The organism is Okeania sp. SIO3B5, assembly GCF_010692555.1.
Classification (GTDB): domain Bacteria; phylum Cyanobacteriota; class Cyanobacteriia; order Cyanobacteriales; family Microcoleaceae; genus Okeania.
In genome coordinates this window covers 1-12,313 of sequence record NZ_JAAHHG010000045.1, presented here as the reverse complement: position 1 = coordinate 12,313, position 12,313 = coordinate 1, and the positions used below count along the sequence as shown (strand labels likewise).

General features: G+C 38.4%; 12 protein-coding genes. 3 read left to right on the top strand and 9 right to left on the bottom strand.

Annotated features, from left to right (window positions below):
* Positions 1-146: 146 nt before the first annotated feature.
* On the bottom strand, positions 147-3,383 hold the full coding sequence (gene carB, locus F6K54_RS09040) for a carbamoyl-phosphate synthase large subunit (RefSeq protein WP_293076664.1): 3,237 nt from the start codon (positions 3,381-3,383) through the stop codon (positions 147-149).
* 328 nt (positions 3,384-3,711) lie between these two features.
* On the opposite strand from carB, the gene F6K54_RS09035 reads away from it, so the two are divergent.
* Both F6K54_RS09035 and F6K54_RS09030 read left to right on the top strand, forming a co-directional pair.
* Positions 3,712-3,963 (top strand): hypothetical protein, encoded by a 252-nt coding sequence (locus F6K54_RS09035; protein WP_293076662.1) that lies wholly within the window; start codon positions 3,712-3,714, stop codon positions 3,961-3,963.
* A 349-nt stretch (positions 3,964-4,312) separates the two neighbouring features.
* Positions 4,313-5,299 carry an ROK family protein gene (locus F6K54_RS09030; protein WP_293076661.1) on the top strand — a complete coding sequence of 329 codons (987 nt, stop codon included), beginning with the start codon at positions 4,313-4,315 and terminating at the stop codon, positions 5,297-5,299.
* A gap of 566 nt (positions 5,300-5,865) precedes the next feature.
* Here F6K54_RS09030 and F6K54_RS09025 read toward each other — a convergent pair.
* The 7 genes from F6K54_RS09025 to psbH form a co-directional block, all read right to left on the bottom strand.
* Positions 5,866-6,294, bottom strand: coding sequence for a hypothetical protein (locus F6K54_RS09025; protein WP_293076659.1), 429 nt, complete (start codon positions 6,292-6,294; stop codon positions 5,866-5,868).
* A gap of 447 nt (positions 6,295-6,741) precedes the next feature.
* On the bottom strand, positions 6,742-8,463 hold the full coding sequence (locus tag F6K54_RS09020) for a CTP synthase (protein ID WP_293076658.1): 1,722 nt from the start codon (positions 8,461-8,463) through the stop codon (positions 6,742-6,744).
* A gap of 57 nt (positions 8,464-8,520) precedes the next feature.
* The gene (locus tag F6K54_RS09015; RefSeq protein WP_375341958.1) at positions 8,521-8,772 is read right to left on the bottom strand and encodes a zinc ribbon domain-containing protein; all 252 of its coding nucleotides are present in this window, start codon (positions 8,770-8,772) and stop codon (positions 8,521-8,523) included.
* Positions 8,773-9,387: 615 nt separating this feature from the next.
* Entirely contained in the window at positions 9,388-9,654 is a 267-nt protein-coding gene (locus tag F6K54_RS09010; protein WP_287517726.1) for a DUF3146 family protein, read from the bottom strand.
* A gap of 463 nt (positions 9,655-10,117) precedes the next feature.
* Positions 10,118-10,762 carry an aminoacyl-tRNA hydrolase gene (gene pth / locus F6K54_RS09005; RefSeq protein WP_293076654.1) on the bottom strand — a complete coding sequence of 215 codons (645 nt, stop codon included), beginning with the start codon at positions 10,760-10,762 and terminating at the stop codon, positions 10,118-10,120.
* Between the two features lie 212 nt (positions 10,763-10,974).
* Positions 10,975-11,247 carry a TatA/E family twin arginine-targeting protein translocase gene (locus F6K54_RS09000; protein WP_293076652.1) on the bottom strand — a complete coding sequence of 91 codons (273 nt, stop codon included), beginning with the start codon at positions 11,245-11,247 and terminating at the stop codon, positions 10,975-10,977.
* A 106-nt stretch (positions 11,248-11,353) separates the two neighbouring features.
* A complete protein-coding gene (gene psbH, locus F6K54_RS08995; protein ID WP_287274054.1) occupies positions 11,354-11,557 on the bottom strand; it encodes a photosystem II reaction center phosphoprotein PsbH in 204 nt (67 codons plus the stop codon).
* A gap of 92 nt (positions 11,558-11,649) precedes the next feature.
* On the opposite strand from psbH, the gene psbN reads away from it, so the two are divergent.
* The gene (gene psbN, locus F6K54_RS08990; RefSeq protein WP_124146299.1) at positions 11,650-11,781 is read left to right on the top strand and encodes a photosystem II reaction center protein PsbN; all 132 of its coding nucleotides are present in this window, start codon (positions 11,650-11,652) and stop codon (positions 11,779-11,781) included.
* A gap of 260 nt (positions 11,782-12,041) precedes the next feature.
* Here the strand turns inward: psbN and F6K54_RS08985 are convergent.
* Positions 12,042-12,313: zinc ribbon domain-containing protein (locus tag F6K54_RS08985; protein ID WP_293076650.1), on the bottom strand; the 272-nt coding region annotated here is incomplete at its 5' end.

Here is a 12,313-nt window from a genome sequence, read left to right as displayed (position 1 = left end):
TTGCTGATTGAGAAAATCCGTTTATCCGTGCCCAAATCAGTGTCTAGCCGTTCCTCCTCCTAATAATAATCCTGCATCCCCTTCACCTCCAACACTTTGAGAAAATCCGTTTATCCGTGCCCAAATCCGTGTCTAGCCGTTCCTTCTTAATAATAATCCTGCATCGCCTTCACCTCCAACGCTCCAGACTTCAACGCTCGAATCGCCGCCGCCGTTGCTTTCGCCCCCGCAATAGTCGTAATTAACGGCACCTTATAATCTAACGAACTCCGCCGAATTTTAATCCCATCAGCACGCGCTTCCTCCCCAGAAGGAGTCGTAATAATCAACTGAATTTCTCCATTTTTAACCCCATCCAAAACATTTGGCCGTCCTTCATGCAACTTCAACATCAACCCCACATCCAAACCATGCAAACACAATACCTTCCGAGTTCCCTCAGTCGCTATCACTTTCAAACCCAACTCAATCAAATCCTTAACCACTGGCACAACAGCTTCCTTATGCCGATCGCTCATCGACACAAACACCGTTCCCTCCAAAGGCAACTTTTGCCCTGCGGATAACTGCGCTTTAGCAAAAGCTTTACCAAAGTCAACATCAATACCCATCGCCTCACCAGTAGAACGCATTTCTGGTCCTAATATTGTATCTGTACCAGGGAATTTAGCAAATGGTAACACTGCTTCTTTCACAGAAACATGATCGGGAATTTGTTCCTCTACAAAACCTAATTCCTCTAATTTTTTCCCAGACATTACCCGCGATGCCATCTTTGCCAAAGGTACACCTATTGCTTTAGAAACAAAAGGTACTGTGCGTGATGCACGGGGGTTAGCTTCCAAAATATATACAGTTTCCCCTTGCACCGCAAACTGAATATTCATTAATCCGATAACATTCAATGCTTTTGCCAAAGCAACAGTCCATTGACGAATTGTTTCCACCGCAGCAAGAGCCAAACTTTGATAAGGAATAGAACAAGCAGAGTCTCCAGAGTGAATACCCGCTTCCTCAATATGTTCCATTATCCCACCGATAACTACCTGACCTGTGGCATCAGCAATAGCATCCACATCTACCTCAATAGCATTCTCCAAGAATTTGTCAATTAAAATTGGATGTTCTGGTTCCACCTGTACCGCAAACTTCATATAACGTTCCAACTCTTGGTCAGAATAAACAATTTCCATTGCCCTACCTCCCAAAACATAGGAAGGTCTTACCACCACTGGATAACCTATTTTTTGTGCAACTGCTAACGCATCCTCAAAACTACGAGCGAGACCGTTTGCAGCTTGACGAATATCTAAATCTCGTAAAATTTGCTCAAACCTTTCTCGGTCTTCTGCGGTATCAATAGAGTCTGGAGAAGTACCCCAGATTTTAGTTTGGGAAGGAGTTTCTGTTTGTTCTAAATAATTCTGCAGGGGAACTGCTAACTTCAGAGGAGTTTGCCCACCAAACTGAACAATAATTCCTTTTGGGTTTTCCGCCTCAATAATATTTAGTACATCTTCTTTAGTTAAAGGTTCAAAATAAAGGCGATCGCTCGTGTCATAGTCAGTCGAAACAGTTTCCGGATTAGAATTAAGCATAATTGTTTCAAACCCGTCTTCTCCCAGAGCATAACTAGCATGACAACAACAATAATCAAATTCTATTCCCTGACCAATGCGGTTAGGTCCCCCTCCCAGAATCATTACCTTTGGTTTTTCAGAAGGCAAAACTTCTGACTCTTCTTCATAAGTAGAATAATAGTAAGGTGTCAGCGCCTCAAACTCTGCTGCACAAGTATCCACTGTTTTATAAGCAGGTTTAATTCCCAAACTCAACCGATAACTTCTGACTTCATCCTCAGCAGTCTTACTGCAATATGCAATTTGGCGATCGCTAAAACCTTGCCGTTTAATATCCCACATCTGCTCTTTTGTCAACTCCTTGAGCGGAGTCAGCTTAATCAATTTTTCTGTATCGGTCAACTCCTGCATCTTATCGAGAAACCAAATATCAATTCCAGTCAACTCATAAATTTCTTCCACTGTCATACCTAACAACAAAGCATGACGTACTGTAAATATTCTTTCTGGGTTAGGAGTGCGTAACCCAGCTCGTACTTGTTCCAAACTTGGCAACTTTTCCCAGCGATCGCCACCAAAACCAGCTCTACCTGTTTCCAAAGACCGCAACGCCTTCTGGAACGACTCCTGGAATGTCCGACCTATTGCCATTGCTTCTCCCACCGACTTCATCTGAGTTGTCAGCACTGCTTGGGAACCAGGAAATTTCTCAAAAGCAAACCTAGGAATTTTCGTAACTACATAATCAATAGTCGGTTCAAAACTAGCAGGTGTCTTTTTAGTAATATCATTAGGAATTTCATCTAAAGTGTAACCCACTGCTAATTTTGCTGCCATTTTAGCAATAGGAAAACCAGTAGCTTTTGACGCTAACGCTGAAGAGCGGCTCACCCGTGGGTTCATTTCAATCACAATAATCTCTCCATTCACCGGGTTGGTGGCAAATTGAATATTGGAACCCCCAGTTTCTACCCCTATTTCCCGGATAATTTTAATCGAAGCATCTCGCAGTCGTTGATATTCTTTATCCGTTAATGTTTGAGCTGGAGCAACAGTAATGGAGTCTCCAGTATGTACACCCATTGGGTCAATGTTTTCAATCGAACAGATAATTACTACATTATCTGCTAAATCTCGCATTACCTCCAATTCATATTCTTTCCAACCAATCAACGATTTTTCCACCAGGATTTGAGATACTGGACTAGCATCTATCCCTGCTTGTGCCATTGCTTCGTATTCTTCCTGATTGTAAGCAATACCTCCTCCTGTCCCCCCCAGTGTGAAAGCAGGGCGAATAATTAGGGGATAAGTGCCGATTTGTTGAGCGATCGCCTTTGCCTCTGCCCAACTACTAGCGATACCCGATGGACAAACTGGGATGCCAATTCGAGCCATTGCTTCTTTAAATAGCAGTCGGTCTTCGGCCATTTCAATTGCTGGTAGTTTAGCCCCAATTAACTCGACACCATACTTAGCTAAAGTACCATTTTTGGCCAAGGATACTGCTATATTTAAAGCTGTCTGACCGCCCATTGTGGGTAATAGAGCATCTGGTCGTTCTTTGGCAATGACTTTTTCTACAAGTTCAGGGGTCAGGGGTTCGATGTAAGTACATTCGGCAATTTCTGGGTCTGTCATAATTGTAGCTGGATTGGAATTAACCAGCACAACCTCAAATCCTTCTTCTCTAAGAGCTTTACAAGCTTGTGTTCCACTATAATCAAATTCACAGGCTTGGCCAATAACAATGGGACCAGAACCAACCAGTAGGATTTTGCGTATATCTTGGCGTCGCGGCATAGATTTATATTTATTTGTTTGACAATTAAGGTTTAATCCACAGTATTTTAAGGGTTGGTGTAGGGATTGTGTTATTATGTACAGACCAAATTTATATTTGGGTATTTATAATGATCGGAATTAATATTTTTAACTTTTGTCCAAGAAATAAGGTTTCAGACCTTTCCTTTTAAAAGGATCAGGACTTACGCAAAATATGAAAATATAAACTACCTGTAGGGCTTAACTGCCGTTAACCCCTATTAGATATAGTTGCTCTGCTTTCCTACGGAATGCTGCGCAAACAGTAGGAGGTACTGGTAACTGATAACTGATAACTGATAAAGATATGCCTAGAAACCCTGATGAATTTGCTATACACCTATTGTTAGAAGGTGGCGCTCGTGAAGAAGTACGTTTTCTTAGTCTTAAAGATTTTCAAACTTGGTACAGTGGTGTTATAGTTCCAAAGCATGATTCTCCAGAGTTTGTAAATGTACCAATTAAGACTATTCAAGGAGAATATATGGTTGTTCGTCCCTCTGCTATAATTGCTATCCGGGTTGAACCTATATTTAATTCTAGTGTTGAAAGATTTTAATTGAAGTTCTTTATCATTAAATCTGAGATGATAACGGGAGCTTCAACACAAGGATAACTTTCAATAATTAATAATTAATAATTACCTCTCCTTGAAAGCGGATAGGATTGACTCAAAGGAAAAATTTTTCTTCTCTTGGTCTCATGGATATGGCTCCGAGACCTCGCCATCCCACCCTATGGGAAGCTGCGCTTTTCATATTGCGTAGCAAAACGACCGCTTGTTTCTCCTTTAAAGGAGAGGAAAGGCTTTAAACCTTAATTATTCGGTAACTAATTTCTTTCTGAAGTTTCTTGTTTTGTTGAGGCAATGCTACGCGGTTACATACTCCCTACACAGAATAACTAACATGAATATTCAGGTAATAGGTATTGATATAGGGGGGACGGCAATTAAACTGGGGCGTTTTGACAAAGATGGAGTTTGTCATCAATCTTTGAATTTGCCAACCCCTCAACCTGCAACCCCAAAAGCAATAGTTGATGTGATGGTAGAAGCAATTTTGTTATTGCAACGCTCCGCAAAATCTGGTTTAAGAAATAATCCTTCACTCGACAATTATAGTTTTAATCCAACCGATTTATCTGTAGCTAAATCTCAACCAGATAACTCAGCAGTTATTCAAGCGATCGGTATTGGCGTACCTGGCCCTACTGATGCTCAAGGTAGAATATCTAAAGTAGCAATTAATTTGAAAGATTGGCAAAATGTTCCCTTGGCTGAGTGTTTAGAAGAAAAGACTGGTTTACCAGTAGTTATCGCTAATGATGCTAATTGTGCTGGTTTAGGAGAAGCTTGGCTAGGTGCAGGCCATCCGTTTAAAAATATGATTATGCTTACTCTAGGTACTGGTGTGGGGGGAGCAATTATTTTAGATGGTCAATTATTTGTAGGTCATTTAGGGGCTGCGGGAGAGTTAGGGTTAATTACTTTGAACCCTGACGGGCCAGAGTGTAACAGTGGTAATAGTGGGTCTCTAGAACAATATGTTTCTGTTCAGGCAATTCGTCGAGCTACTGGTAAAGAACCCTTGGAATTAGCAAATTTGGCTCAAGCTGGAGACCAATTTGCTCTAGAATTCTGGGAATATTATGGCAAACTTTTGGGTGCAGGTTTGGCAAGTTTAATTTATATATTGACACCAGAAGCTGTAATTATTGGGGGAGGAGTGAGTGCTGGTGCAGAACTTTTTTTGCCTGTAGCTAAAGCAGAAATTGAGCGACGAGTTTTGTTGAGTTCTCGTTTGGGCTTAAAATTATTAACGGCTAAATTAGGTAATCATGCTGGTATTTTAGGAGCTGCTAAGTTAGCTTGGGCAAGTTTTCATACTCATTAGGGTTTGCTGAAAAAGTCTTTTAGCAGGGGGAGGAGTCAGGAGTCAGGAGTCAGGAGTCAGGAGTCAGGAGTCAGGAGTCAGGAGTCAGGAGTCAGGAGAAATGGGAACTTAGAGACCCACATTCCGCACTTCAATTTGTAACATGAAAATTAGTATAAAATCCGTAGCTTGGTTAGGCATTTATACTATATAAATTATCTTCATTTACCTCGATCGGGAGTCAAATTCTCGCTTAAATATTAAGGGTGCATCTCAATGCGTGAATAAAGCCAAAAATTTATCGCTTTTAGGGAACACCGGAGCTGGGAACACCGGATCTGGGAATATATAGGAAAAAAGTATTTTTGCTTGCTATGAGATGCACCCAATATTAAGCATAAATACTTGCTGAATCGTTGACTCCTATTGACCACTATAATTTACTTGTTAACTTCTTACTTTTGACTTTTGAATGCATGACTTTCTTCCTGATCGTTGACTCCTATTGACCACTATAATTTACTTGTTAACTTCTTACTTCTTACTTTTGAATGCATGACTTTTGAATGCATGACTTTCTTCCTTCTTCAAGGTAAAGGATACCCTGTTACTGTTGTGATAAATTCCACAACCTTTTTATAAGCTTCCGGATCGATATTAGGACTAATAATAATATCTTTTGTACTATCTGGTAGCCAAAAAGTTATACGACCATTCGGTTCAAAAGCAAATGTACTAATACAATTCAAATTGATAAACCATTCATGGCGGTCGTACATAATTTGCACCCAAAATTCATCATTAGGTAGATAGTTTATCTCAATTTTGTCTTTAATATATTCTAGGACTAACTGATACTCATATTCGCAACTTTGTTTATGTAAAATAATTGGCTGACTGCTATTTGGCAACCAGAAAGTTAGTCGCTTATTTGACTGACAAGAAAAAGCAGTAATACGATCGAGGTCGATCAAGTATTTACTTCTTTCATAATCTATTTTAATCCAGTAGGCCACATGACCTCCTCAAAGCTTTGATTTCTTGCATTTCTCCAAATTAGTGCAAGTTACCCTAAAAGTCCGATCAACACTATTGAGTCACCCTCGATCTGGTAAATTACTACTCAATGAATCTATCCCACTATTTTTAACAAGCTTATTTGTTTAAGTAAAATGTGTTTGAAAAGCTTAATTTTTTGTTTTTCACTCTCAAAATATTTAGGGTTTTTAGCAAAAAAAAACATTATTACTGGGATAGGTTAGCTCAATAAAAAACATTTCTTCTTTAATTAAGAAGTTTAACACTACTAAAAGTTTGAAATATCGAAGGTAACTATCAGCGATTAATATTTAGAAAATATAAAAATAGTTAATGCTGTACTTAAGATTATTAGTAATTCCCTAAGATAAGACGATTCAACCTGATAAAAAACAATAATAAAATTTTTTTTAGTAACTAATAAATTAGTCAGCACTGAGGATAGAACCTGTGCTAACTACATTATCTAGAATAGCTTCAGCATTATTGACAGACATATCATAACATTTTTCTTGTGAACTAGCAGCTTGAAAAAAGCTATAAAATAGAGGGTGAGGAGTGCTAGGTCGAGATTGAAACTCTGGATGAAATTGTGTCGCAATAAAGAAAGGATGAGTGGGAAGTTCAATAATTTCTACTAATCTACCATCAGGAGAAGCTCCGCTAATAACATATCCTGTTTCTAACAACAAGTTCCGGTAAGCATTATTAAACTCATATCTATGACGATGACGTTCATAAACCACCTCCTGTTGATAAGTTTTAAATGCCAATGTATCGGTTTGAAGACGGCAAGGATAAAGTCCCAGTCGCATAGTACCACCTAAATCTACTACATCTTGTTGTTCGGGTAACAAATTAATCACTGGGTTTGGTGTTTCAGGATAAAACTCCGCACTATGGGCACATTCCAATTTTGCTATATTGCGTGCCCACTCAATTACCGCACATTGCATTCCCAAACATAACCCTAAAAAAGGAATTTTGTGCAACCGAGCATATTGAATAGCAGCTATTTTTCCATCAATGCCTCTCACACCAAACCCCCCCGGAACAAGAATTCCATTCACCTTTTCCAGGTAGGTCTTTGCTCCTTTGACCTCTACATCTTCAGAATTGACCCAAAGCAGATTTAAGTCCACACCAATAGCTATTGCAGCATGGCGTAATGCCTCTACCACTGATAAATAAGCATCGCTCAGTTGAATATATTTACCTACTATTGCAATTTCAATAGTTGTAGTAGTAGATGATTGGGCCTTTTTTGTCTTTATTTCAGGATTGTCCCGATGATAAAGACGATTGACCAAAGTTTGCCACCTATCAAGATTTGGTTGACGTTGCTCCATATTTAATAATTCTAGAGCTTGCACCGCTAGTCCTTCTGCCTCTAACATTAGAGGTACTTCATAAATACTTTGGGCATCTTTTGATGTAATTACAGATGCTACAGGTACATCACAAAACTCAGACATTTTTTCTTTTAAGCTGGAGCTAAGTTGGCGATCGCATCGACAGACCAGAATATCTGGCTGAATACCAATAGAGCGCAACTCTTTGACTGAATGTTGAGTGGGCTTAGTTTTCATTTCCCCTGCCGCCGCAATCCAAGGGACTAGGGTAACATGGATATATAACACATTATTTCGTCCCACATCTTTACGAAATTGCCGAATAGCCTCTAAAAAGGGCTGAGATTCAATATCTCCTACAGTCCCTCCGATTTCTGTAATTACTACATCTGGATTAGCATTTTTGGCAACTCTATGTACCCGCTCTTTTATTTCGTTGGTAATATGAGGAATAACTTGAACTGTACCCCCTTTATAATCGCCTCGTCTTTCTTTATTGATAACTGCTTGGTAGATTGAACCCTGGGTAACACTATTTAGGCGGGACATGGAGGTATCTGTAAATCGTTCGTAGTGACCCAAGTCTAGGTCTGTTTCTGCCCCATCTTCTGTGACAAATACTTCTCCATGTTGGAAGGGACTCATGGTACCTGGGTCTACATTGATATAGGGGTCCAATTTCAGAATAGATACGGAATAATCCCGTGATTTGAGCAAACGGCCTAAGCTTGCTGCTACAATTCCTTTACCAATGCTGGAAACTACTCCACCAGTTATAAATACAAATTTACTCATAAATTTTTTTTTGAAGAAGGTTTTGGGTTGTGAAGTTCTCTCCCGTTAAATCGAAGATTATAGCGGGAGCTTCTCAAACGAAGAAGTTTCTTGTTTTACAGGCTGACTAACGCCTAAGCCTCCACAAGCAGACAAGATGATACCCACCTCGTTTAATGCTTTATTTAATATTTTAATTGCAGCGTTTTCATCTCTATCTAAAACTGTTCCACATTTATGACAAGAATGAGTTCTAACTGATAAAGTTTTAGACACTTTATGACCACAATTACTGCAATTTTGTGATGTATTATGAGGGTTAACTTTAATTACATAAACACCTTAAATAATTAATAATTAATAATTAATAATTAAAGAATCATTCATTATTCATTATTCATTATCAACGTGCTTTTTTCCAATTTAGTTGTTCTGTGCTATTGTCTGGATATACAAATGTTTAGACAAAAGTAAGCAGCAAAGCATGGTTTAGACGCTATGCCGACTGTGTAGGGGCATCTTGACTTGTCCCCAAAGAATATATCTTTGGTCAGAATCATGAGAGACGAAGCAACAAGGATTTATCGGTGTTGCGTAGTATCAACTTAGAATCCCCTCGGCAACAGCTACGGGGAGTAGTTAATTTTAACCTGTTTCAGCTCAAGTGTAACTAAAATCTTGCACCTACCTGATAATATCTCAACTAGCTATCAGCTTTTAGCTAGCCTCCTGCAGAGGAACTACGTTAACAGCGCTTCAGCTTTTAGCAGCTCCAGGTAAAAATCCCTGGCTTTTGATCGGCCGGATGGCCTTCGGAGGAGTTGAAATCTACTTTTCGTTCCGGAATGTTCCACAAACGAGGGAGTCTCAAAAAAAATCTGCTGATTGCTGTTTGCGTAGCATTCCGCAGGAAAAACTGACCACTGACCACTTATTTAAATTTTTTTAAAATTTTGCTTTAATTGTAAAATAGTAATCCCCACCAGCTTCTAGTTGATAATCCCATTTTTCTAGAAACCTACCTAAAGGTTCTTGAATTAAAGCACGTCCTTGAGAAGGTTGAATGGAAAGAGTTTTTTTATGGCGAAAACCCCATTTAAAATTCCAATTAAAAGAACCAGCACTTACTTCTCCTTCAATAGTCCCTTTTTGCCAAGACTGACGAGTTACTCTGACATAAGCAGTAGTTTCTGGTAAACCTTTATAACTCATTAATAGTTAAAAATCACACTTTTATTCAAGTCAAAATTTTAAATTTTATAAAATTTAAAATTTCTATAATATCCTCACTTATAGAAATCAAGGAACTTTTAAATACTTTTTTAAATAGTAAATTAATGGACCTCTGGCAAAAGTTTTAATTAGGGTTTGCGTATGGAAAGTCTTTTTGTTGAGGTAGGGAGTAGGGAGTAGTGAAGAGTCAGGAGGAACGGGTAATTATAGAGAAGGTGGTTGTTCATTATAGCCAGAGTGATTTTTTTGCCATAGTTACCCCAAAATGCGCTCCATGCATGAGCGTGAAGGGCTTAAAACCAGGTAATTTTTTCAAGCTAAAAATGGCTAATACCAATATCAGTCAATGCTTTGAGATTTAATCAGCAAGCCCTAATTAAATCAATTCAAGATATGAAATAAACAATTCCCTATTCTCTATTGCCTGACTTCTCCAAGAAGTCTAATCTTCTGGCAAGCTGACACTACGACTGTTATAGAGACTCATCGCTTTTTCTATTCCTTGTCTCATAGAAAGCTCTACTACATCTACAACTAATTTCAGTACTTGAGTCATTAATTGACTTTCCGTTGGGCTAAACTTTCCTAAAACATGACCAATAGTATTTGGATCTCTACTTTCAGCACCAGCATTCTTTGGCTTACCTATACCTATGCGCAAACGAGGAAATTCTTGAGTCCCTAAATGAGCGATCGCTGACTTCATCCCATTATGGCCACCTGCCGATCCAGATAACCGTAGTCGCAGTCGTCCCATAGGTAAATCCATATCATCATATATAATAAGCACAGAATTTGGTTTCAATTTATACCAATCTAACACCGCACGCACTGCTTGTCCAGACCTATTCATATAAGTCAAGGGCTTGAGCAAATAAATTTTATCAGATTTTATACCTCTGCCTTCTCCAAATTCTGCTTTAAATTTCCGGTTTTCAGATAGAGAAACTTGCCACACATTTGCTATAGTATCAACTGCTGCAAATCCTATATTGTGCCTAGTCTTTTCGTATTTTGGCTCAGGATTTCCCAAACCTACAATTAATTGAGGAATCACTAAATTTTGCCCTGATGCTTCCTCTTTCATTACTTTCAGAATTAAAATTAAATTGTCAAAAATATAATAATTTTTTGGATTTGCTAAGGTGATTTTTTTTCTCTACTTTCACCTAATAATTAAGGTTTAAACCCTCTCCTTTAAAGGAGAAACAACAAAAAAAAATCCTTTTAGTCAATCCTCTTCTTTTCAAAGATAGGTAATTATTAATTATTAATTATTAATTATTAATTGTTGATCAACTAGCTTTTCTGGCTTGTATCTGTAGGAGAAGAAACAGTTACTACTTTTTCTGACTCTGATTCAGGTGCATACTGACTAACTTGAGACCCTTCTTCTAACTGTTTTGCCTCTCGTTTAAACTCATTTTCAAACTCTTTAGCTCCTGCCTTAAAACTATTTATCGCTTGCCCTAAACTACGACCAATTTCTGGTAGTTTCTTTGGACCGAATATCAAAAGAGCCACGACTAAAATTACAATCATTTCAGGGAGACCAATACCAAAAATATTCATCTTGTTTTTTACTCCTAAAATTTACCTGAGATTATTACTAAGGATATGGCTAGGGCTGGAGAAATTTTAGTTAGTTTAATTTCTTAGCCCTACTTTTTAATTAATCTTATTTAGTTAGACTAGCCCAGTCCACATCAACATTCTCTAACAACAACGAAGAGTTGTAGATTTGGAGAATAATCAACAAGAAGACAAAGAATAAGCCCATAAAAACGGCCATTAATGGTGTAGTTCCCCAACCGGGAGATACTTTACCATATTCAGAGTTTAAAGGCTTGAGCAGGTCTCCTAATCCAGTTCTTTGTGCCATAAGTTTCTATGTAATCTATAATTCAGCAGAATTTTTTAATCTTTTGTAATAATATTGTATATGCATAGCACTAATAATTATTAATGAATTATATGGAACCTGCAACAGTTCTTAGTATCTCTATCGGCGTAATGGTTGTGGCCATTACTAGCTTTTCAATTTACACAGCTTTTGGACCTCCCGCTAAAGAGTTGAGAGACCCTTTTGATGAACACGAAGACTAAGTCTGATTAATGCTCTCTCGTTATAATTATCAAAATTTAACGGGAGAGAATTGCTAATTTTAACTGGCCTATTAACTATGGCCTTGAGACTACAACCCTCGAATATTTTCAACGAAATTACTTGGTTGACGCTACAACTTTCCTGACTAACAGTATCTAGACCGCATTTTCGTTCAACAAACGCGGTTAAGGTTTTCCATACTCATAGTCCTACAGATACATCAAGCCCGGCAATTCCCGGCAAAAGTCGGGAAAACCGTTCATAGCAGTGTGACGGCAGAACCATCGACACTGGCGGTATCTCGCAATGCTTTGAGGAATATCCCCAAAGCGCCATTCCAATCTCTCGGCATTGAATGACCGCAATGCGGACATTTAAAATGCTTTGAGCCTCCTAAATTTTGATGAACATGACCGCAATGAGTACAAGTTTTGGAAGTATATTCCTCAGTTACATCTATTACGGTTGCTCCTCGTTTTAAAGCATGGAACTTAAGAGTTTGTTTGAAACGATAATGTGCCCAATTTAGCA